Origin of the sequence: Microcoleus sp. MOSTC5 (assembly GCF_036701825.1) — a bacterium.
GTDB classification, from domain to species: domain Bacteria; phylum Cyanobacteriota; class Cyanobacteriia; order Cyanobacteriales; family Microcoleaceae; genus Microcoleus; species Microcoleus asticus.
Genome location: NZ_JAUBRK010000077.1, coordinates 1 through 23065 on the forward strand (window position 1 = coordinate 1; position 23065 = coordinate 23065).

Annotated in this window: 19 protein-coding genes; 8 read left to right on the forward strand and 11 right to left on the reverse strand. The window is 45.1% G+C overall.

The features are described 5' to 3' along the window. Nucleotides 1-14 precede the first annotated feature (14 nt). The 4 genes from QUA54_RS29535 to QUA54_RS29550 all read right to left on the reverse strand — a co-directional run bounded on the left by QUA54_RS29535 (nt 15) and on the right by QUA54_RS29550 (nt 4851). Nucleotides 15-404, reverse strand: a complete 390-nt coding sequence (locus QUA54_RS29535) for a hypothetical protein (protein WP_333418048.1) — start codon at nt 402-404, stop codon at nt 15-17. A gap of 90 nt (nt 405-494) precedes the next feature. Continuing rightward, complete coding sequence (locus QUA54_RS29540; protein WP_333418050.1) at nt 495-2342, reverse strand: CHAT domain-containing protein; 1848 nt, start codon at nt 2340-2342, stop codon at nt 495-497. A 27-nt stretch (nt 2343-2369) separates the two neighbouring features. Next, complete coding sequence (locus QUA54_RS29545; RefSeq protein WP_333418052.1) at nt 2370-3548, reverse strand: tetratricopeptide repeat protein; 1179 nt, start codon at nt 3546-3548, stop codon at nt 2370-2372. Between the two features lie 514 nt (nt 3549-4062). Then, nucleotides 4063-4851 (reverse strand): SDR family oxidoreductase, encoded by a 789-nt coding sequence (locus QUA54_RS29550; RefSeq protein WP_333418054.1) that lies wholly within the window; start codon nt 4849-4851, stop codon nt 4063-4065. Between the two features lie 96 nt (nt 4852-4947). Here QUA54_RS29550 and QUA54_RS29555 point away from each other — a divergent pair, with 96 nt between their 5' ends. Further along, on the forward strand, nt 4948-6288 hold the full coding sequence (locus QUA54_RS29555) for a hypothetical protein (RefSeq protein WP_333418056.1): 1341 nt from the start codon (nt 4948-4950) through the stop codon (nt 6286-6288). A gap of 88 nt (nt 6289-6376) precedes the next feature. On the opposite strand, the gene QUA54_RS29560 is transcribed toward QUA54_RS29555, so the two are convergent. The 3 genes from QUA54_RS29560 to QUA54_RS29570 all read right to left on the reverse strand — a co-directional run bounded on the left by QUA54_RS29560 (nt 6377) and on the right by QUA54_RS29570 (nt 9918). Next, nucleotides 6377-6613, reverse strand: a complete 237-nt coding sequence (locus QUA54_RS29560) for a 2Fe-2S iron-sulfur cluster binding domain-containing protein (RefSeq protein WP_333418058.1) — start codon at nt 6611-6613, stop codon at nt 6377-6379. Between the two features lie 68 nt (nt 6614-6681). Further along, nucleotides 6682-8148, reverse strand: coding sequence for a cobyric acid synthase CobQ (gene cobQ, locus QUA54_RS29565; RefSeq protein WP_333191177.1), 1467 nt, complete (start codon nt 8146-8148; stop codon nt 6682-6684). A gap of 171 nt (nt 8149-8319) precedes the next feature. Further along, nucleotides 8320-9918, reverse strand: coding sequence for a Ycf66 family protein (locus QUA54_RS29570; protein WP_333418060.1), 1599 nt, complete (start codon nt 9916-9918; stop codon nt 8320-8322). Nucleotides 9919-10287: 369 nt separating this feature from the next. Between QUA54_RS29570 and QUA54_RS29575 the strand changes: the two genes are divergently transcribed. After that, the gene (locus QUA54_RS29575; RefSeq protein ID WP_172190306.1) at nt 10288-10470 is read left to right on the forward strand and encodes a hypothetical protein; all 183 of its coding nucleotides are present in this window, start codon (nt 10288-10290) and stop codon (nt 10468-10470) included. 369 nt (nt 10471-10839) lie between these two features. Further along, nucleotides 10840-11277, forward strand: a complete 438-nt coding sequence (locus tag QUA54_RS29580; RefSeq protein ID WP_333418061.1) for a DUF6918 family protein — start codon at nt 10840-10842, stop codon at nt 11275-11277. Nucleotides 11278-11722: 445 nt separating this feature from the next. On the opposite strand, the gene QUA54_RS29585 is transcribed toward QUA54_RS29580, so the two are convergent. The 3 genes from QUA54_RS29585 to QUA54_RS29595 all read right to left on the reverse strand — a co-directional run bounded on the left by QUA54_RS29585 (nt 11723) and on the right by QUA54_RS29595 (nt 15975). Next, nucleotides 11723-13210, reverse strand: coding sequence for a HoxN/HupN/NixA family nickel/cobalt transporter (locus QUA54_RS29585; RefSeq protein ID WP_333418063.1), 1488 nt, complete (start codon nt 13208-13210; stop codon nt 11723-11725). 40 nt (nt 13211-13250) lie between these two features. Then, a complete protein-coding gene (locus QUA54_RS29590) occupies nt 13251-14651 on the reverse strand; it encodes a tetratricopeptide repeat protein (protein ID WP_333418065.1) in 1401 nt (466 codons plus the stop codon). A 109-nt stretch (nt 14652-14760) separates the two neighbouring features. Continuing rightward, nucleotides 14761-15975 carry a DUF4331 domain-containing protein gene (locus QUA54_RS29595; RefSeq protein WP_333191188.1) on the reverse strand — a complete coding sequence of 405 codons (1215 nt, stop codon included), beginning with the start codon at nt 15973-15975 and terminating at the stop codon, nt 14761-14763. Nucleotides 15976-16744: 769 nt separating this feature from the next. Here QUA54_RS29595 and QUA54_RS29600 point away from each other — a divergent pair. The 3 genes from QUA54_RS29600 (at nt 16745) to QUA54_RS29610 (ending at nt 18695) form a co-directional block, all read left to right on the forward strand. Continuing rightward, on the forward strand, nt 16745-17314 hold the full coding sequence (locus QUA54_RS29600) for a sigma-70 family RNA polymerase sigma factor (RefSeq protein WP_333418067.1): 570 nt from the start codon (nt 16745-16747) through the stop codon (nt 17312-17314). Between the two features lie 144 nt (nt 17315-17458). Then, nucleotides 17459-18079 carry a cupin domain-containing protein gene (locus QUA54_RS29605; RefSeq protein WP_333418069.1) on the forward strand — a complete coding sequence of 207 codons (621 nt, stop codon included), beginning with the start codon at nt 17459-17461 and terminating at the stop codon, nt 18077-18079. A 142-nt stretch (nt 18080-18221) separates the two neighbouring features. Next, nucleotides 18222-18695, forward strand: coding sequence for a DUF732 domain-containing protein (locus QUA54_RS29610; protein ID WP_333418070.1), 474 nt, complete (start codon nt 18222-18224; stop codon nt 18693-18695). 62 nt (nt 18696-18757) lie between these two features. Here QUA54_RS29610 and QUA54_RS29615 read toward each other — a convergent pair whose 3' ends face one another. Next, nucleotides 18758-19063 carry an NfeD family protein gene (locus QUA54_RS29615; RefSeq protein WP_333418072.1) on the reverse strand — a complete coding sequence of 102 codons (306 nt, stop codon included), beginning with the start codon at nt 19061-19063 and terminating at the stop codon, nt 18758-18760. A gap of 548 nt (nt 19064-19611) precedes the next feature. Between QUA54_RS29615 and QUA54_RS29620 the strand changes: the two genes are divergently transcribed. Beyond that, nucleotides 19612-22182, forward strand: a complete 2571-nt coding sequence (locus QUA54_RS29620; RefSeq protein WP_333418074.1) for a hypothetical protein — start codon at nt 19612-19614, stop codon at nt 22180-22182. A gap of 7 nt (nt 22183-22189) precedes the next feature. Continuing rightward, nucleotides 22190-22996, forward strand: a complete 807-nt coding sequence (locus tag QUA54_RS29625; protein WP_333418076.1) for a hypothetical protein — start codon at nt 22190-22192, stop codon at nt 22994-22996. Nucleotides 22997-23065: the final 69 nt, after the last annotated feature.

Below are 23065 nucleotides of genomic sequence, written 5' to 3' on the forward strand. Positions count from 1 at the left end.
CTCTGGTTTTTCGCTCATCTGACTACATTACCAGATTTTTCGGCTCTCAATGAACTATTTTTTACCTGAATCCTTACGATAGAACCATCAAGTTTCTGGTTATCTGGCTGAATAATTTGCGGAAACTTTAGAGTTTTTCCACCATCTGGAATTAGCAATTCTTCGTTAGTCAGATTTTCCCGTTCGCCGTCGGGATAATACAGACCGTTTTTGTAGCAAATTAGGTTGTCTCTGAGGGAGTTTAGTTCGTTGATGTTAAATTCTTTGCCGACATTATCAGCTAGATTTTCCCACAAATATCGGGCATTTTCTGCTACTTGCTTATACCCTTTGTCCCTATCATCCCGCAGGTGGAAAGGATAGAGGGTAATACTGGGATTTTTAATTTGCCATTCTTGGCTCATAATCAAGTTTTTGAGATGTTTTCGAGTATTTCTATCAGATATTTGGGGCGGGCAAGATGCCCACCCCACAAGAATTTTATGGTTTGTCTTCTAGGAAGGTGTTTCTGGATTATTTGTTGGCGGTGCAGGCGGCGCAGACGACAGAGGCAAACCCAGTCGAATCTGATTTTCCTTCAGCGTTTCGCAAAACTCCCTCCGGATTTCTTCAGGTGCATCGCTATCTGTACCACCCGCACCCATTTGATAAATTTCGTTCTCTAAATTCTCTTCTATTTGAGGTCTAGTTTCGCACCAATCCTTGATTGTTTGAGCGATAATATTGATATTATCGGTCGAACCAACCTCAATCGCTGATAATTGTTTGACAAATTGCGGCTCGGATATTTTCAATAACTTACTGAAAGCCGCCACAATTTCTTCGGGTGTGGCCTCATCGGGAAGTGACATTACTAATCTCCTTAAATCACTCTTTTCAGTTGACAGCGGTAAAGTTTCGGTTTCGCCAATTAAGGTAAATGCAGCCCAAGCTATGGGACTCGGAAATCGAGCTTTTGTGGTTAGCATAGCACACCGCAAGGCGGCTGCTCGATTCTCTGCCAGTGCTAAATTTTGGTAGAATTCAGTCATTAGTAATTTGGCTGAAATCGCTCCCATATTCCACAGGGAAACGATGATGCTGGGTACTCCGGCGAGGATGAAGCAGCGCGACAATCCGATGACTCCATCTCCGGTAATTTTACCGCCTCCGGTGCTGCAGGCGCTTAATACTACGAGTTCGGAATCGAGTTTTAATTGCAGGATTTCTGCGGCGTTAAGCGCGCCGTCGTCGGTGTCTCCTGATGGTGCTAAAATAATCGCGCCTGGGATGCCGGAACCTTGGAAATCGTCGAGGAGTCCGTGGGCGGATAAATGCACGATGCGCGTGTTTAGCATCGTGTCTAAAATGGCGACTTTTGTGGCATTTTCTCCGCTAATTGCTTCGGTTCCTAAAGTTGCGGCAATGGCTTCGGCGGCTTCTTTTGCCCTGGGGATTTGTCGGAGTTTGTAAGGGTTTTCGTTGAATTTGGGTGCGATGGTTGGATCGCCGACAATTAGGGCTGCTTGTCTCAATCCTCGCACTCGGTTTTGATGTTGGCGGGTGATTTCTAATACTTGGATGGATGGGCTGGTGAGGATGGTATGATCTTCGATTAGGTAGCGATTGTGGCTATCTTGCAAGGCGGCGAAGGGAACTAAAAATAAGTCGTAGTGGGGGACGAAGATGATGGGGGAATTAGCATCGGTTGGTAGCAAGTCGATTATCGGTTCGATCAGGATTTGATGGAGGAGTTCCAATAGGGGAAATCGACCTGTTTCGTCTCGATTGTACTGGGATTCTAGCTGAATTTTGTTGCCTTCGTCGTCGGTTTCATGGGTGCCGATGGAGACGCGGGCTTTGAGGATGATTTGTTTGAGGGTTTGGTTTTGTTGGTTGAGGGGTTCGAGGTTGGCGGCGCGATGGGTGATGTGGCCGTTTGGTTGGATTACCCAGATGTAAATTTTTGGGTTGACAATCGAGTATTCAACTATTGTGGAGTTTCTGTCGCGGGCGATTTGTTGGATTTTGGGGATGGATAATTGATTTGTTTCGTCATTCGCTGGCACATCATTTGTTAATAAGGTTTGTCGCAATAACTCGACGAAGGCACGGGTGCGAGACTTTTCAGATATTTCTAAGGCTTCATCAAATCTAGTTTGGGCAACTAGGACTTTTTGCAGCAGGCGATAGGCATATATTTGGGTTTCAAAGATTGAGGCTTTGTGCTCATTATTTACTAATTCAGAACGCAGAGTTTCATGAATTGCGATCGAGGCGCGAAGTTCTGTTTCAGCTTCAGCAAGTTGGTGAGTTTTTAGGAAAGTATTTCCCAAATTGTTGAGAGAGCTTGACTCTCCCACGCGATATCCGATTTCCCGTGAAATCTCTCAAGACTGTTGGTGAAATTCGATCGCGCTGTGGAATTGCCCTAGGGAATCGTAAGCATTGCCCAAATTGCCGAGGGAATTAGCTTCTCCTTCGCGATATCGGATTTCCCGTGAAATCTCTAATTGCTTTTGATAAAATTCGATCGCGCTGTGGAATTGCCCTAGGGATTTGTAAGCAATGCCCAAATTGCCGAACGAAATAGCTTCTCCTTTGCGATCTCCGATTTCTCCTTTAATCACTAAAGACTGTTCGTGAAACTCGATCGCCTTTTGATATTGCCTTAGAAAATTGTAAGCATTGCCCAAATTGCCGAGCAAAATAGCTTCATTTTGGCGATTTCCGATTTTACGAGAAACCTCTAATAACTGCTGGTAAAACTCGATTGCCTTTTGGTATTGACCGAGGGATTGGTAAGCTATGCCCAAACCGCAGAGGGAAACAGCTTCTCCTTGGTGATTTCCGATTTCCCGCGCAATCACTAAACACTGTTCGTAAAACTCGATCGCCTTTTGGTATTGCCCTAGGGAATTATAAACATTGCCCAAATTGCCAACGGAAAGAGCTTCTCCTGGACGATTTTCAATTTCCCGTTCAATCATTAAAGACTGTTTGTGAAACTCCATCGCCCCCAGGCAGTCCCCTAGGGATTCGTAACAATTTCCTAAATTGCCGAGGGAATTAGCTTCTCCTTGGCGAAATGCGATTTCCCGTGAAATCTCTAAACACTGTTCGTGAAACCCGATCGCCCTGTCGAATTGCCCTAGGGAATCGTAAGCATTGCCCAAACTGCCGAGGGAAGCGGCTTCTCCTTTGCGATCTCCAATTTCCCGATAGATAGTTAATGCCTGTTCCCAAGACAGCAAAGCTTCTCGAAATTGACTGATTGCATACTGCTGATTACCTTGTTCAAACAGTCTGTCTGCTTCTGCTTTTCGGGTGACTGCCACTGAGGTGTTGTCATTCATCCCAAGCAGTATCCCGGCACAATTCATCAACCGATTAGCGTTATTTAGTTGCCCAAATCTTCTAAGATTCTCTGCCTCTTCTAGCATTGCCGCCACCAAGCCATCATCCAGCAATTCCGGGTGAGTTTTCAATATCTCCGGTTCTTCGCCGCTGGGACAGGTTAGCAGTTGATTTATCAGGTTGAGATAGGCTTGTTGGCGTTCTGAGTTCATTGCGATTTAGGATTTGGGATTGTGCGATCCATTAATTTATTATCGGTGAAACTCATCTGTTTGGGGCGGGCGATGCCAAGTTTTTTGTAGGGGTTCTTGCATTTGGGCGACAATATTTGCAACACCACGGGGATTTATCGTTTATTCGTCGGCCCGATGGTTTGTCCGTGGGTGCGATGGTTTGTCCAGGGGGTCGTTTGTTTGTCCGCGAGTCCGCCAGGGGTTGAAACCCCTGTCTCATAGCTAAAGTCGGTTGAAACCGACTGAAGAATGGTGAAAAATACTCGATTATGGTGACAAATACTTGATTGTTTATTTAATGTGCTTTTCAGTCCTCTTTTAGAGGACTTTCGCTATGAGACGGGGGTTTCAACCCCCGGCGGACTTGTGGGGTAGCGTCGGGGATTTTGGTAGCCCGAATGTGCGATCGACTTTTGGTAAAATTTGGGTTAGGGGCGATCGAATATTTGTCCTTGGGCGGGGGCGGGTTTATTTATATTGTCAACGATCGCGATTATTCCTCTTTCGCCCGAAACAGCTTTCCTACCGACTTCACCAAAAGTTCTCGCGGTATCAATCGAGGCATATTTGCAACAATTTGATTGGGAATTCCCCCTGTCACAACATTAGACTCATTTTTGTCTAAAGCTTTCAAAGCATCTCGCACTACTTCCGCAGCAGGAACGAGTTTTTGCCCGCTGCTGGATGCCAAACTTTTCGGAAATTCAGCTACTGCAGCAAAGTCCGATTCTGTCGGCCCTGGACAAAGGCACAAAACGCCAATTCCTAAATCTTTGTTCTCAGCCCAAAGTGCCTCGCTGAAACTCAAAACAAACGCTTTAGTAGCTGCATACATTGACAAGTACGGCATTGGTTGAAAAGCTGCGATGGAAGCAACATTGATGATACTTCCCGATTTTCTTTCGCGCATTCCCTGCAAAAATAAATGCGAAAGTTCAACTAATGCTACAATATTTAGTTGCACCATTGTTAGTTGTTTCGCAAGCGGGCGATCGGCAAAAACACCGTAATCGCCAAAACCCGCATTATTCACCAACAAATCAACCGTCCAACCTTTTTTAACAACCGTATCAAATACAGCAGTTCCAGCGCCCGGTGCGCTCAAATCTTGCACGATTACTTCTACCCGAACCTTGAATTGTTGTTGCAGTGTAGCAGCTAGCTGTTGCAATTTGGCTTCGGAACGAGCTACCAAGATTAGATTGTGCTGGCGTTTGGCTAATTCGGCGGCAAACGCTGCGCCAATTCCGCCAGAAGCACCGGTGATTAAAGCAGTCGGCATGAACTTAATTCGGATTATTTCATATAAATTTTATATATTTTAACAATTATTTTGACGGGAACCTGTAAAATAACTAAAAGGAAATAGGTGAGTTTTATGGCGCGTCTTACCGATCGAGCTTTTGAAATTTTGCGGGCAGAAGTTGACAAGTGCGCGGCGGCTAATAGTCTAGCGGGTGAAGTGTACCGACGGATGGTGATCAAGCGGTTGGAGAAGTTACGATCGCAAAACGGCACTTTCGCGTCAAGAGAAGAAATCCGCGATACCTTCAAAGACGAATTTCCTAACTTCAGCGAACAAGCTCTCAAAGCTGCCCTCAAAGCCAACCGCCCGCCCGGATTGTTCGGTAAAATCATCTTTGCTGGGAGTTTGCTGGGAAGTGCTGCGGGGATAATTTGGCTGATTAACCTGCCTTTTCCGATGATTCGCTGGCCCGTGGCGAAAACAATGCCGATATTGTTGCTGCCGAGTTTTAGGAGTATGGATTACAATTACCGGCAGGCGATCGCCCTTGTGGAACAATCCGATCAACTGGTGAATAAAGCCACGGCTGTCGCTGATTTTGACTTGGGCGAAATTAAAGCAAAAGAGGCTCAAAAACACCTCGACGCCTTGCCAGTGTGGTTCCTCGGCTATTACCCAAAGAGGTACTGCTCTTTTTTTAGCTGCAGTTGGCGGTTTACACTCGATGAATTTCAAGCCGCCCGCAAAAATGTCGGGCGGATGGAGGCTCAGATTTTCCAGCAAAAAAATGCTTTTACTCGGTTAAATCAAGTCGAACAAACTCTCAACGTGGCGAAACAGCAGTATCAGCAAGCAAAAACTGCCGCAGACAGACAAAAAGCGACGGTAAATTGGCAAAGTGCGATCGACCAACTCAATCAAATTCCCGCCGAAACCCTCGCGGGAGAAACAGCTAAGAAAACACTCAAAGCAGCAGAAAGAGACTTTCAAGCAATGGGCGGCATCGCCACCGGTTCTGTGCAGGCTGACAACTTAATTGAAGCTGCCAAAGAATTTGCTCTCTCCGCCGCCGTCGCCTCCCAAAAACCTCCCCATCCCGCCGCACAGTGGGAACAAATAGCAGAATTGTGGCAAGAAGGTATTAATAGACTGAAATTGATTTCTGTCGATAATCCGGGCTATCTCGATGCTCAAACCAAACTCGCTGAATATCAGAAAAATTTAGGAATTACCCAGATTAGACTGGAAGCAGAAAAAGATTCGGCAAGAGCTTTGCAAGAAGCTAAAAGCTTGTTTGCCAACTTGCAAAATGAGGTGAATTCTCCGAGGCAAAATCCCGGTTACTCCCTCAGCCAGTTGCAAAAAATTATCAATCAATTAGAATCCGTCAAACCCGGAACAACTATTTATCCCGAATCCCAAAAATGGCTGCAATCTGCTCGCAAAAAACAGCAAGAATGGCAAAAGAATTAAAGATTGGGAATTGCGAATGGGAGATTGTTAGCTGTTGGCTGTTGACTGTTGACTGTTGACTGTTGACTGCCAACTGCCAACTGACAAATTACCAAGTCGGGTCAACATAGAGATTAATTGTCACTTGCTTTTTCCCGGAAGGAACGCCGGAAATACAAGCACAAATCGTATCCCCGCCATCAATTTCTACTTCGCAAGCGTGACAAGAACCCATGAGACAGCCAGTAGGAATACAAACCCCTGCACGTTTGGCTACATCTAGCAAATGCTCTCCTGGTTCAGCTTCAACTGTCACATTATCTGGTAAAAAACAAACTTTTGTCATTGAATTTTAACCTCAACTCTAACAAACAATAGTTAACAGTCAACAGTCAACAGTCAACTGTTAACTAATTAACCTAAAATATGCTTTATATCTAAGTGCTTTTCCACTGTATCTGCTAGAGTGTCTAACAGAGCTTCTCGGTGTTCCCGGTAATTAGGAATACCTGTAGGCAATGCGCGGAGTCCCCGCTGCTGCCGCAAGTGATTTAACCAAGCTCGCCGCCAAGCTCCGTTGTCAAAGATACCGTGCAGGTATGTACCCCAAATTGATTGAGAAGTATTGACAATTCCTAAACTCGGATCGTCAAATAGCGGCTGAGTCAAATCTGACTCTAGGATCTGCGTTTTTCCTTGATGAATTTCGTAACCGGAAACAGGCAAACCCGGTTGAGGATAGTTAGATGTTACGATTCGTTGGCGGGCAATTTTGTTCGGTGCCATCGCAGTTTTCAAAGGCAGCAATCCCAATCCTGGAAATTCTCCCTTTTCTCCCTCAATGCCTTCTTTATCGGTGATACTTTGTCCCAGCATCTGAAAGCCACCGCAAACTCCCATGACTGTACCGCCAGCTACTAAATAATTTTGAATAGCTTTGGCCATACCTGTTTGGCGCAGCACGTGCAAATCGGAAATGGTAGTTTTAGATCCTGGTAAAATCACGGCATCTGGATGGCCTAAATGGTCTTTTGGGCTGACATATTTGACGGTGACGGAAGTTTCCGATTCTAAGGGGTCAAAGTCGGTAAAATTGGAAATTCGGGGCAGGCGGATGACCGAAATATTTATGTCGGTTTGAGAATTGGGAGAACGCCGATCGAGCAAATCGAGAGAATCTTCTGAGGGAAACACTTCGTCTATCCAAGGAATCACCCCAACTACCGGGATTCCCGTCCTTTCTTCGAGCCAAGTCAGCCCCGGATCTAAGATCGATTTTTGTCCTCGGAATTTATTAATAATGAATCCTTTAATTAAAGCCCGTTCGTCGGGATCGAGCAATTCCAAAGTACCGATAATGTGAGCAAAAGCGCCGCCGCGATCGATATCAACTACTAGCAAAGTCCGAGCTTTTAAATGTTTAGCTACCCGCATATTTGTTAAATCGCGGTGTTTGAGATTAATTTCAGCAGGGCTACCGGCTCCCTCACACACAATCATGTCAAATTCTTGACGGAGAAATTCTAAAGATTCCCGAATAGCTTGCCAGCCGATATCGAAATACTGCTCGTAATATTGAGATGCTCGCACATTGGCGATCGCCCGACCCTTGACAATCAATTGAGAAGTCATGTCTCCTTGCGGCTTGAGCAAAATCGGATTCATTTCTACCCAAGGTGCGACGCCTGCAGCCCAAGCTTGCACTGCTTGAGCGTAACCAATCTCTCCGCCGGCGGCTGTGACATAGGAATTCAGTGCCATATTCTGACCTTTAAACGGAGTTACCCGCCAGCCTCGCCGAGCAAAGATTCGACACAAAGCTGCAACAAGTAAAGATTTCCCTGCGTGAGATGTTGTTCCCACGACCATAATTGCTTTCATAATATTAAGGGAGAAGGAAGAGGGAAGAAGGAAGAAGGAAGAAGGAAGAGGGAAGAAGGAAGAGGGAAGAAGTAAAAAGTAAGAAGTAAAAAGTAAAAAGTAAGAAGTAAGAAGGCAGAAGGCAGAATCAAAAAAAATTCTGATTTCTACCTTTTGCTTTTAGCCTCAAGATCAGGGCTTATCTTCGTCGGATAGATTTTCAGACTTGGATTCATCGGCCGCTTGAGCAGCTTCTACTAGCTCCGAAGGGGGGGGATTCGGGCGAATCAATTCCGGTTGTTCTCCCTCAGAAGATGGTTTTTTATCTGTGGATTCGATCGAGATCACTGATACTGAAACCGTTTCCACCTGCACGCTCAACCCAGGTTCTCCCGGTACTTCTATCTCTACAGGCGCTGCCATTTCCACCACAGTCATTTCTATCGATGCTGCAGGGGCTTCTGCTTCCGGTAGGCCTGCTGCTTCCGGTTCACCAACTGCAGCCAGCGGTGTCTGGGTTTCCAGAGATACAGCAGGGGCTGTTGCTTCTGGTTCACCAACCGCAGCCAGAGGTGTCTGGGTTTGGGCGGACGATCGCTCGTCGATCGGACTTTCCCCTATTTTGTCAAAACTCGCGATTTCTGCCGCCATCAAATCGGCCATTGCTTCAACATCCCTGGGAAACGGCACTGCTTGGCTGGTTTCAACAGCAGTGTTGGTGCTTTCGGCTGCCACTTCCGCGGCCGCCTCGGCTAATTCGGATTCGAGAATCTGGTCGATACCCGGTGCAGGACTTGCCGTTATTTTAGATTCAGGTGCGATCGATTCTGGAGTCGCTGAAGGTTTTGGCGTCTGGGGAGTTGCATCAGACTTGTTTTTACCCGCACCCCGTCCCAACATACCGCCGAGACTATTTTTGATATTGCCGAACAGACTTGCGAAACCGCCGGATTTTTTAGCAGGTTTGGCAGGAGTTGGGGCCGCGACCGCTGCGGCCGCTGCGGCTTGCGACTCTTTAACGGCTGTCCTCCATTCTGTTTCCATCTCGTCAAAATCATCGGCTTCTGGCTGCTGTTGAGGCTCTGGCTGAGCCTGTGCTGGCTCCAAACTTGCTGCAGCGGGAATTTCAGAAATTTCTAGAGGTAGAGGTAGAGGAGTGAAGTTGCTGGCTAATTCTGCTGGGGTTGGTGAAGTCTCAGCAGCAGGAGTTTCGACTGAAAAGACGGGTATTTCTGCAATTGCAGGTGCGCTCCTGTCGGGAATTTTCAAGTCAGGGCCGATCGCACTTTCGGCTGTCGAATCGATCGAACTTTCGGCAATAATTTCAGCTATTGGGGGAATCGCGGGCTGTTCCTCTAGCTTTACCTCGCCCTTATCCACAGCGGGTGCTGGAACCGCATCAGTTTTCGGTTTGGGCGATCGAACAAACTTAGGTTTTTTCGCTGCCGGCTCTTGTTTCTTGGTAAACAAGCCCGCCAACAGTCCACCTGCTGCCCCCGGCAAACTCACGGACTGAGGAATCGGCGTTTGCTCAGCAACGGGCGTCACCAGCCTGCGCAAAGTCAGAGTTTCCCAAGCAAACCAACCCAACATAGCCACACCCGCCATTTGACCAAGCAGGAGAGCACCAGTAATTCGTCCCGCACAAGCCCATAAAATTAACGCATAAAAAAGCCCTACCCCGCTCCAGGTAAAATCACTTTTGCGGTGAACTTCTGGAAAAAAGAAGGCAGCCATGTAAATACTGAAGCTGCCTAGACCGACCGCCAACGCCAGAAAGTATGCAAGCATATTGTCGGTACCTCCGCTGTGTCAAATAACTTCTACGCGCTAATTCTACCTTTCAGAGAGACTCAACGGCTTCTTTCTCTCGGACAATTCTCGATTTTTCGGGAAGTTCGGCAACGAGCAGTGTAGGGAATTTAACGGATTTAACGGATGTTGAGGCAAGAAGTCAAGCGTAAAGATTTTCCCACTTTCCCCGACTACTCCCTCTCTCCCCCCTACCCCCATCACCCCCTATTCCCATCACCCCCTCTTTTGTCGTGATACGTGTCACTTAACTATGCCCGTGCGATCGCACCAAGGGACAGAGGATGTTTATATGGTGTATGTGTAAGAGGAATTATGCCCTAGGGCATATGTATTGGAGACAGTGCCATGTTAGAAAAAATTTTATTAGCGGCCGGCTTAACCTTATCGCTTCAAGTCTTTCCCGGACTAAGCACTTCCGCCACATTACCGAAAAATTTAGTATTGCGATCGAGCGATCGTCCGGCTCAAACCGTCAAACTTCCCCTCGTTGCAGTACCTGCGGGCATCAAGCCGAACGTCCAATCGTAATGATACGTGCAAGATACGTGCAAGTGCGATCGAACTTAGGCACAGTCTCTCTAATATTTTTTTCGAGTAGTTCTCTTTGCTATGTGACTGTTCACAACTCATCAGTTGGTAGTAAGGGCTTTAGTCCTCATTAATATCACCTAATAAGGACTAAAGCCCTTACTACAAACCGTAGCTCAATAATGAGTAGCATATCGGACATTAGTTCCCATAACATACTAAACAAATCTCAACATCAGGTTGTCAAGTAGAGACATTCCACCTTAAAAAAGTTAGGTAATTTTGAGTAAACGATCAAAATAGATATATGATGTCTGATTGAGTTGAAAGCTAATAAGCACATTGACCATTAAATCAAGGAAAGTGAAAATGGGACTTGGCGATATTCTCTTGGATGAAAACAACAGAAAAACTTTTGTTGATGACTGTGTAAAGTTGATAGACAAACAAGTTGCTGCAGCGCCGGGATTGGGCGGTCTGGCTCTTAAAGCTGCCTACTCTACTGTCAATGGGATACGGGCTGACTATTGCGCCGAAGTCGTCGATCAACTTCTGCCAGAAATCTCGATCGCACTCGATCCGATGTGGACTGAAGCCGTAAACAATGGCAACCCAGTAGAATATCTAGCCCAAAGAAAAGGTGAAGTAGCAGACGAATTGCTCCAGATAAGTGACAAAAGGGTCGAGAAAAGCACAAGATCGATGGTTAAAGGCGCCTATGCCAAACTCCGCCCCTCAGCTAAGACTTACGTGGAAAAGGGAGTACCGGATTTAGCCGAAATTATTAATAAACATAGTGCGATCTGATCTTGAATTGGTGGGGACTTCCCGCCAATTCAAACCCTTGTCGGGGCGGGGACTTCCCGCCTGCTAAGCTGTTGAGCATTTAAATTGCATATTTCGGGCGTTGCTGCGAGCAACAGCCCACTAATGGTTTGATTATTTCGGTCGATGCAATTTAAATGCTGATTAGCTTAGTTAAATTTTGGAACCCAAAAACAATCAATAAATCGGGAATAGGAAGGAAGATTCAAGATTTTAACCCAGAATCTTTACTCATAAACCCGATTTCTGCGTAAGTGCTGGTTGAATGCGGTGAACTCATATGTTGCACCCTTCTCAATAATTCTTTCAAGGCCCGCTAGGAGCAACGGCCCACAAGAAAATACATCTTTTGTGGAACAGGCCGGAAAGCCTGTTCTTGACACTGGTGCAATATCTCAGGTGAACCTACTTATCCATTGCTAATTACTCACTGATTCGCCCCCAATATTTTAAACATAGCCTGTCCGGCGATCCCCAACCCCAAAAACATTACAAACGTCGCGCTAATCGCAGGCAAAAATTTGACGGCTGTTATCTGTTTTGGCAGTTTATCAAAATTACGTTTGGCATAAACTAAGATTAATCCGATCGCACTCAGCACTAAAGCCAATCCCAAACTAAATGCTACCACTAGCGTCATTCCCAAACCAACATTGCCCAAAGCCGACGCGCTCAACAGCATCACCAAAGCGGAAGGACAAGGCAACAAACCGCCAGAAATTCCCAACGCTAATAAGCTTTTCCAAGTAATAGCAGAACCGTCAGCACCGGGCGGCAAATGCGAGTGAACGCGGCCGTCTCCGTGATGGTGGTAGTGGTGAGATATATCGGCTTTTACAGGTTTAAATTCTCTCTCCCAACTTCCCCTACTCAAAAGATTTACTGCTTCTTCACCTTCGGCAGTAAAGACTTTAGTCCTTAGAAACCAGTTTTTACTATTAAAAATTTTACTTTTGATTTTTTTGATAACTTCAGTCCTCACTACAAACCTAGTTTTGATTTTTTCTAAGAGTAAGCTAAGACCGATGAAAGCTACTAATAAACCTGAGATTAAACTCAGCCAAGGATCTAATTTTTCTGGGTTGATTAAGTTAGAAGCAAACAAAGTAATTCCGCCCACAGCAAACACGCCGGCAGTGTGAGTAATTGTAGTCGTAGCTGCTAGAAATAAAGCGTGTACCGGAGTAGCCCGCGAACCCACTAAATAAGCGCCGACTATGGTTTTTCCGTGTCCGGGCGACATCGCGTGCACGCATCCCCAAGCAAATGCTCCCGCTACTGCTAACAGCAAACTCCAACCAGAATCCCAGATAGATTCCTTTCCTGCTAACAAAAAGTCTCGGTTTTGCGGCGTAAACACAAAGCTTTTTACAGCACCCGCTTGCACGATCGTAGCTTGACAGCTAGCTGTCAGCACTCCGGGCAAAAACAGATTGTAATTAATCCGCAATTTATCGGGTTTTGAGATGGAAATTGAGTCAGGTAAACCGGGGGTTATATTTTGAGAAGGTGCGGCCCAGGTGTAGTCTAAAATTAAGGTGCTGTGGGTATTCGGCTGCTGGATCAAGCTGGCGGTTTTAGCTGCTATTTCTAGCGATGTTACTGCTACAGAGCCTTGAATGTTGCTACTGTTAGCGATGCGGATTTGTTGGCTGAAAAACTTTTCTAGCTGTGTTTGGTGGCTCCGAACTTCAGCAGGTTGTAGCTGGCTGTCTCGATTGTCGTCGGCGAAGTTTGTTAAGCCGGTTGGGAATGTTAATGTTACTTCGGTTTGCAAATCGTTGACTACTATTTCTGCTACAGATAAGTCTGACCAGTGCGAGTAAACTGGTCTGGTTGAGGTTGTGAAAAATAGTAATATTGTCAGAAAAAAAAGAATCAGATATTTGTACGATCGCACAAATTTAGTGTGCATAAATTTCTCCTGCTTCAAGAGGCTGTTCTTCTGGCTAATTTCAAAATTCATAACTTCCCAAACCCAATGCTTGGCGAGATAGATCGTCAAAACTCGGGTCAATTTCCTTGGACTTTTGAAAATAAGCGCGAGATTCAGCATCCTTACCTAAAGTCCGGGCGATCGCACCAGCCCGGTAAAACATCCCCGCATCCCGAATCCCCGATCGCAGTATTTCGGCCATCACTCGATCGGCCTTTTGCCATTCCCCAGCGGCGGAAAGCGCCCAAGCCAAAGTATCCAGCGTCACCGCATCCCGCCGAATTTTCACCTCCTCCTGCATTAACGCCAGCGCTTCCGCAACATCCTGCGATCGCCCTTTTTCCAGCAGCAAACTTGCCAAATCCCTGCGGTGGCCAAAACCGCCAGAAACCTGTTCCTGTCGCAGCCCAGCTTCTGCTTTGTCGCGAAGTCGGCGGGATTCGATCGCATCTCCTTCTAACTCTTTAACTCTTGCCATACCGCGATCGACAGTGCGATCGAACACAGTCGCAACCCCGCCAGAATACGCAGAAACTTTGCTGTAATAGCCTTCCGCCTCCCGATAATTGCCCTGGCGCGTCTCCAAATCCGCCAAATAAATCAGCGCCAGCGGGTATCGCGGCACCAACCGCAGCGCCTCCAAAAACAGCGCTTTCGCCTGCACAAACTGCCCGCGACGCGCGTAAAATCGACCCAAGAGCGATCGGGCCCGGGCCGAACCCGCAACCTCTCCCGGTTCCTCCGCCGCCATTGCTTGGCGGTAATCCTGCAAAACCTCAGCATCTCGGCCCTGAGACTCTCTCACCAAAGCTCTCAAAGTGAGAGAACCCAAGTTCGGAATCCGGTTAACTAAAGCTTCTGCAGCAGCATTTGCCTCGCTCACTTTTCCCGTGGCTAAGTGAGATGTAACTGAAAGGGCGATCGCATCTTCATTGTCAAAACCCACCTGTTTAGCAAAGCGCAAAGCAGTAGCAAAATCGTGTCTGGCCTCGGCAATTCGAGCTAAAACTAACAGCGCACCTTTGTTGTCAAAAGGCAAATCGGCGATCGACCTTTGAGCCGCCTGTTCTGCCAATAAAAACCAGCCTCCCTCTCCAGTAGCGCGAGCCATTTTCAAATAAACTCCTGCCAGCGCCGCTCGGTTCAAACCGCTGCGGGAATCAACAGCCAGCCGCTGCTGGTAAAAAGCAATTTCTTGCTGAATTGCTTCCTTTTGATTCGGATTATTTCTCAAACTTTCCGAGAAATGATATCGGTAATTAGCATCGAGATTTTCGGGACTTTGATTAGAAAATTTACCTGAAATAAAACGCAAGTTAGGAGGTAAATTCAATACTACCATCCCAACTACAGGAACCACTATCAGCAGCCACCACGAGAAAATATCAGATTTTATTTCCGGTTTACTTTTAGCTTTCATATATCCGCGTTAATCAGCGTTTATCTGCGGTTAAACAAAGTATTTTATATCTGTCATTAGCCAATAATTCATAACTAATGACTAATGACTAATGACTAATGACTAATAACTAATTAGGCAAAGCCAAATAAGGAAAATTCGGTTCTAAAGGTTTGTGTCCCTGAGCCGGATTTCCCGCAGTTCCGTTATATGAAACGTTATCGCCAACCGGAGAACCTACCAAAGCTCCCAGAGTAATATCAATAACGTCGTCCATCAGCATACGACCTCCGATCAAGCTTCCTTGAGCATTTGTAGCGCTAGCGTAGCCGCTGGTTTTTGTGGTATCGATCCGCATGACATCGGGTAAGAAAGCTCCGGCGATCGCATTTGGATCGACATTATCCCGACCGTCCAAAAGATCCACAGCATTCAGAGTAGCAACAGCTTCCTGCCGCACTGGAGCAGCCGCACCGCTCAAATCCAATCTCGGAGGAATACTGTTGAATGCTTCCAGAAAGTCGGGAGTAACTATCAAACCCTCATTAATTGCAGGTCTTGCCAAACGCTCGAATTGTTTGAAACCGCCAACTCCGTCTCTGATAGAAACAGTTGACCAAACATCAAAAGTATTCGCCCCGCTTCCTGCTTGCAAAAACGCTTTCGGAACGCGCACGGCAATTGTATTGACGTTGTAACCTTTAGTAAAGTCGATCGCTTGATTCGGTTGTTTAAAAGCAGTGCGCGGCCCGGTTCCCAAAGCTGCGGCGCGAACTCTAAAAAATTGTTCGACATCAAAGAAAAACGGGTCTTCCCGCAAGCCTGCAAATACAGTCAGGTTAGAACCGCCCACAGGTACTGTATTCAAAACAGCATTAGAATTCAGCGGAGTTGTGGCAATTAATCCGCCGTTAACTGTAGTCTTAGCAACTGTCTCCGAGCCACCGCGAACAGCAGTCACAGCCACTGCCTGCATACCTTTATTGTTAGGCGGACTGAAAGCAAACCGCAACACAATATCGGCGCGTCCAGTCGGGGTAGAATTTACGTCACCTACCTGCGAGATGTGAACTTGGTAGAGAGCAGTGGTGCTGAAATAATATTGATAGCGAGCTACAGACCTAGGATTTGAATTCAGGATCAATACTAAATCCCCCTCGGCAGCTCCTGAATTTTGGTCTTTTTCCCGAAATACGTAGAGGTCAGTTAAATTGACAGCGCGACCTTTGATATCTACTTCGCCGTCGTCGTGGTCGGAAGCGACAATTATCCCTGGAGTTAATAGAGCAATTAGAGCTACTTCAATAGCTAGTATGGTTCGGCGAATTTTTTTTGTTAGCTTCACAGTTAGCACCTTTATTTCAATGAAATTTTTCCACAAATCAATGGTAAATAACCCGCATTCGCGGGTTTTAGTTTTGTAGCAACAGGTGGAAATCTGTCAACCTGTCGGGCCTTTGAGCTGTTGCTGAGCCTTCTCCTATTGGTTGTATACGAAGGTTTGGCAATTTTGGATCTGTGCTGCCAGGTTAATTTATGTAAAAAAGTGCGTTATTGAGCATTTACTCGTTCCCGGACTATTCTTGGGAATGCCTGCTCGGAGACAGAGCCTCCCTCGATCCAGTGGAGCCAGAGCATCGCTTGTATAGGTTTCTAGGCTCTTCTTGGGAGCGAGCTAACAAAGCTTAGGAACGAGTGAATCGCTGGTTTGACCTAAAGCATCCAGGATACAAGCCCCCGGATTCATCCGTCCAGAAATAAAAAACCTGTATCCGATAAAGGAGCCCCCGAATTTATCCGTGGGGTCAATGCTTCAATTCTTTAATCTAAAATCTAAAATCTAAAATCTAAAATCGATTGACTGTTCAGCCTCAGGGCATTTCTTCGTTGTGCATGAAGCGGATTGCTAAGTGTCAAAAAAATTACTAATCAGGTGGTAAAATTCAAGATGACTTGGGATTTTTACAATTCAAAGCACGACAAAATTAGCCCGAAAAGGCATACTCCAGCTTGTACCCCCAACTTCAAACTTACAATTATGTTCTGTAGTGATATACGCCGAATTGTTAATTTTGGATCTGTGCCGTCAAAACAAAAATTTTGGGTACACTGAAATGACAGGCCAGAAGTCAGGCGATGAATCGCTGCTTTTAGTGCAGATTGCCCGGAAAGACCAAACGGCATTAGCTAAACTTTACGATCGCTACGGTCGCCCAAGTTACGCTCTCGCTTACAAAATTCTGGGTTCGGTAGAAGAAGCTGAAGAAGTGGTAATCGATGTTTTTTCCCAAATTTGGCAAAAAGCAGCAACTTACGATCCTTCTCGCAGTCGAGCAGATACTTGGTTGTTCATGCTTACCCGCAGCCGTTCTCTCGATCGACTCCGAGCGATGCAGCGAACAGTCCGGGCTGCTGAAGCTTGTCTGGAAGATGCGAAGATACCCATCTCTAGCGTTGCAGAACCGATGGAAGATGCAATGTTTAAAGAACGCAGCGAACAAGTCAAAGCAGCGTTAGACAAACTGCCAAAGGAACAGCAAGAGGCGATCGAACTCGCCTACTACCAAGGGCTGACTTGCGCGGCGATCGCAGCTAAAACTGGTATCCCGACAGGTACAATCAAAACCCGAATTCGGTTGGGCATTTCCAAATTGCGTCAAGCTTTGAGCGAACAATTTTTTTAGATTGTCAAAAAACAAAATTGAAGTTTTTTAACATCAATCTAAAATTATGGCATCTCCAATCATCCATCTTGAGTGCGAGGGCAGCAGACCAATCTCAAATTTAAAATCAACTTAGGCTGAATTACAATTAATGGCGGAAAACAGATGGAAATGATGCCAGACGAGGAGTATAAAATCCTTGCAGCCCTTCAAGCTCTCGATATCCTCGACGAGTCAGAACGCGGCGCATTTGCAGAGAAATTGAAAGAGTCCGCAGAACTTACAAGTGAATTAGCAGCTTTTGAAGCCGCAATTGCCGCGATCGCCTACACAGCCCCCCCAGTTCCCGTCGTCCCCGACCTCAAAAACCGCCTGTTCCAGCGCATAGCCGAACTGCCGCCAACCCCGGCAGAATCAGTCAATTTAAAGCCCATTGTTAGCTCTCCAACGGAGAACAATGCTCCATCTTTAATCGTGCGATCGAATGATGTCAAATGGAAATCTTATGGAGTTCCCGGAGTTTCGTTGGGCAAGCTTTATATTGACAAAAAAAAGCGCGAAATTACCTGCTTGATGCGACTAGAACCGGGAGTAACATTTCCCATGCACCGACACGCTGCCTCGGAGGAAGTGCTTGTATTAGAAGGAGACTTAATTGTAGAAGGGGAAATTTGCCATCAAGGTGACTACATTCGATCGGTTCCCGGTTCCACACATTCGCCCCTCACAGAAGGGGGATGTTTGCTGTTAATGAAAACTTCCCTAGATAACGAAATGTTCGTCTGATATTATGTCGGTTGAATTTCCTGCCATGATTGCTGCTTTTCGCTTAGTCGGGGCTGGTTTATATCGCTACACGCTCTGACTCCCTAACACCCTACGGCTCCGAATTCTGCGATTAAAATCCCAAATATATCACGTAATTCCCATGCTAAAATACTCGCGTTTAACTGCTGTTTTATCCGCCGTTATTATACAAATTGTATCCACCGATCCAAGCGCGATCGCCCAAGAACGGGAAGGATGTTTTCTGGTCAATTCAGCGGGAGAAGTAATTAACTTAAATTTGTTGTGTTCGCCTCAAGAATCCGACATTAAGCTGACAGGAAACGATGGGAAATTTCTCGAAGACTACAAACGCTTAGCAAAAAGCTACTCTCCAGAAGCAACGAACAATTTACTGCAAGCAATCCAAAGGGCCCCCGGTCAAAAAATTGCCACAGCTAAAAGAATGTGTGCGGAAGCAAAATCGGGAGTTTCTCTGCCGGAGTTTAAATTAAGAGCGATCGGGCAAGCTGTCAGTATCGAAAATCCAACTGCCAAAGAAAGTTTTCTCGCGGATGCCGATATTATTACCACTCTTGCTGCCAACCATTATTGCCCGGAATTAGCCAGTAAATAAATGCTAATGTAGGGGCAATTCATGAATTGCCCCTACCTGAAATCAGCAGCATTTTACGATCGTTACCGTGGTTCGACTAGCAGAGTAATATTGTCTGTACCAACCACAAAAACGATTTGACCGCGAACCAGAGTTACTTCTTGCTCGCACCGTGCGGGCCACCAACTGGCCTGAAAATGAACGCGACCAACGCAATGGGGTTGGATTTCTTCATCGACGATCGCTTCTTGCTCGAAATTCTGAGCTCGGTCAACGCCTGGAACTGGCTGTGGCTCAGAAATGGTTTGCCCAAAAACAATCCTGTTCAGCATTTGTGCAAAAGGAGCTAGAGCTCTTGCAACTAAATTTCGCGGCTTCAGTTGTATCATGGCAGTAAGTTAATTTAACTTTTGCCACCTTTGTCTTGGTATTCACCAGACCGAGGTGGTTTTTTATATTGTCCTATTTCTGGATACTGACTGTCAAGCAAGATTATGTTATTTATTCGCTTTGCACTGTATATAAAATAGACGTTTAAAGTGGTGCTTTTAAGCAGGGACAGCAGAATGGCGATCGCCATCGGTGTGGCTATTTACCTTAAAAGCTCCTTGAATCGTCATTCTTGAAAATCTTGCTCGTGCCGAAGGCTGGCAAAGCCGGGAAGATGTCAAGTGCGATCGCTACTAATAGCGTCTAAATATTATACAAACACTATTAGCGGTACGGGAACAGCCCAGCGATCCCTGCGTCCAAATCTTCGATAGGGCAACAAATAGCCTGAAACTCTTACCCAGTTGTGTATAAATGGAGTACAATCAATTCCTGGGGCAGCATCAAGTACATCTCAGAAACCTGAAATCAGGGTAGGATATATTGGCATCGCCCTACAAAATGAAAAGTGCTGTAACTTTCATAACAAAATAGAGTATAGGTAATTATGACCGATCGCCAAAATGACAGCTTAGAAAAATATGAAGAGGAAGAAAATCGCTATTGGCAGCAACTGCGTCAAGAATTCGATCGGTACAAAAGCGATTTAGACGTTACCAACGTAGAACTAGCAGAAGGTCTCGGCATCAGCCGTCAGCCGCTAGTATCATTTATGAACAAATCCAGCAATAAATTGCCAATTCGCAGGTCTCACCTGATGCGTCTGTGGGATTTTCTGACTGCGCCAGAACAAATTGAGCGTAAAAGTATTTCAGATGAAGCGAAGTCCAACCGCGAACAGTTGCGGGAAGCAGGCTCAAATAGCTTGCTAAAAGCTGCGGGATTTTTACCGAGTTCAACAAATATGATTGTGGAAGTAGATCCCAGCAGACACCAACAATTGCAGCGAATTACTTCTCGGCTTTCTAATTTAGAATTTACAGAATTTACTGACTTTATTAAAATCACAGAAGCTATTGAAAATGAAATCGCAGCCAGGTATTATCACGTTTCAATTCCTGACGAAAAACCAATAATTGATGGTTACGCATCTTTAGAAAATATAGACATTATTGTTCAGCAGTGGTGGAACGCTCGCATTCACTATGAAAAACCCAGTAGAAAAATGCTAGAGGGTCTTAAAGAGGCAATCACTAAACTCATAGCATTAGGCAAATCAGAATTTAATAAAGCCGAACTTTTCGAGCTGTTTTTGTGCATATTAGAACACGAGCAGACTACTGCTAACATGAATAAATTTTTAAGGAAAATTAGAGTGACAGAGTGTCAATTTAAAACACTGACATTTTCTTTGGATGAAGATACTGATGATTTAGCTACAAAGCAATTGTTAAAAAATGCAGCAAATAGAGCAGAAAGGTACTTGAGAGGTGACTTATATCCCGAAATTTCTGACACAGCGATCGAAGTATCTGTTACCTGCAATTTTGGCAAAACCAATCAAAATGTATGCTGGCAATATTGTTCATCTGGGACTTACTATGACAATATGCTAACTGCTGTTGCTAGGGGAATGGGATATCGATCGAATCTTAAACTTGTAGATATTGCTTCGCAGGCATTAGGTAGAAAAGAAGTTACAACTAGACTGGTTAAAGCCTCAGCTACATTAAAGGATGAAGGCAAAAATAATCAAGATGATAAATTTTATCAGGGAGTATGGATCGATCTAGATACGATTACCAGCATTCTGCAATCACTTGTCTCAGCAGCAACGACTTGGCTGTCTGAAAATTTGAGTGCCGATGAGCTTTGTAAGAATTATTATGAAGTTTGCCAAGCAGTAGCAGAGATAGAAAATAGTTTAAGTTACTGTCATAAGTTAACGAGTGGTTATGTCTTTCAGACAGACCGCCGTCTGAAGAATCGGTCTGTTAAAAGTTACTTGAAAGAAGCTATCGAGCAAATTAAAGAACTCCAAAAAACCTATTTAAAAGCTCATCCAATTTTTAGAGAATTTTATGCCAGCGATTTAGAGCGCCAATTGTGTATAGCTAATTTAATTTTAGCGCGTTCAGCTCACATTCAAATCAACATGACAGAAGCAGCAGAATTTTTGTCAGAAGTTGGGGCAGAATTGAACGGCAACAGTCAATTATCTAAATATCAACCTGTTGTCATCATGTACAGGCTAGAAGAAATGTTGCACAGATTTTTGTCTGGCGATCGCTCTTTTATAGAACAGAAGCAATGGCAATCTCCATCGTCCAGCTATAATATTAATAATTGTTTGGATGAACTGAAAACATACATCAAAGAAGGAACTTTAAGGTACGGCAGTTATCCAGGACGTTTTGATTTTGATGTATATTTATGTGCATCAGAAATTTTTGCTCGCTCGGCTAGATTGGATTTTTGCTCAGAATTAGAAAGTGTCCAAAAGCTAGACACTGCTGCTGAAAATTTCTTGATGGCGGCATACTGTTCCTCAAAAATTGGCTTGAGACTCAAAGCAGCTCACTTGCTCGCCAATGCCAGCCGCGTCTGCTGTAGGTTAGGAGATGGCGATCGAGCTGAAAAATTAGCCAATCTTACAGAAAATATCATTAAAGCAGAAATTAAGCCAACAGATGTGTTTAGTTATCAGGAAGCAATTCTAGCAGAAGTGAAGATAGCCAGAGGTGAAAGACTTTTGCTTATTGATGGCTCTTTTACAGAAGCCTTGAAGATGTTTTTTATGTCACTCAAAGGTTCAATTTATTTAGGATTTACCAGACTAATTGCTCAAAATTTTTACAATATTGCGAGAGTAGCTGAACAACTCAAAACCTCTCAGCTCAAATTTGCAATGCTGTTGGCAAAATACTTTGACAAACAATACTTAGAATTGTTTGACGAAACAAAAGGATGGGAAAGAACTAAGGTTGCTACCGAAGCGATGAATTTCTTAAGTAACCTCGATTCTAGTGCTGATTGGGAAACAATTGCTAAGCTGTTCAAAGAGGAGGCTAAAAGTATATGGCATCAATGTTTTGAAGAAGCTAATCCGGGAAAAGAGGGAAATCACCCGGTTGAGGAGGCGATCGACAATTATAAGTTTTTGTGCAAGTTGAAATAAAAAATCGATGAAACATTTAAAATCAAGCTCCGCCGACTTGCGGGATTTATTCAAAGACAGCATTACAGTTAAATACCTCGCGGAACCGCTGAAAGCTGTCCCCGCTTGCGAAGACGCAGCCAAATTGCGATCGTGGATGGAAGCCCGCGATTTTGACGTGCTCGGTATTGAAGAAAACGGCACGGTTTGCGGCTATGTAGAACGATCGCACTTAGGTAAAGGCAAGTGCAGCGACTACCAGCAAATTTTTCACCCCTCACAATTAATCGCCGCTGCCACTCCTTTAATGGAATTGCTCCCACTGCTGCGAGAAAAACCGAGATTATTTGTATTGGAAAGCAACAGGATCAACGGAATTGTTACCTGCGGCGATTTGCAAAAAGCACCGGTGCGGATGCTGTTGTTTGGATTGGTGACGCTTCTCGAAATGAATTTACTGCGGATCGTGCGGATTTACTTTCCCCAAGATTCTTGGCAGAAATTGCTTAAAAGCGATCGCATCGTAGCGGCAAAACACCTTTGGGAATTGGGGCGATCCCGAAATGAAGCAATTGACTTAATCGATTACCTGCAATTTTGCGACAAGCGAGATTTAATCCTAACTTCTGCGGAAATAGTCGATCGGCTGGGACTCAAATCCAAACGCTACGGAGAGCGTTTTTTAAAATCAGCAGAAGCATTGAGAAACAAATTAGCTCACGCTCAAGATTTAATTAACGGTTCTTCTTGGCCGGAAGTGATTTTTTTAGCTCAGGAAATAGAAGCGCTTTTGCAGCGCTGCGAAGAAATTGAAATAGCCACACCACTGGATTAGATAGCCTTTCATGGGTAACATTCGTTTTTAGTAAGGTGCGCAGTACGCACCTTACATTGAGTTTTTACG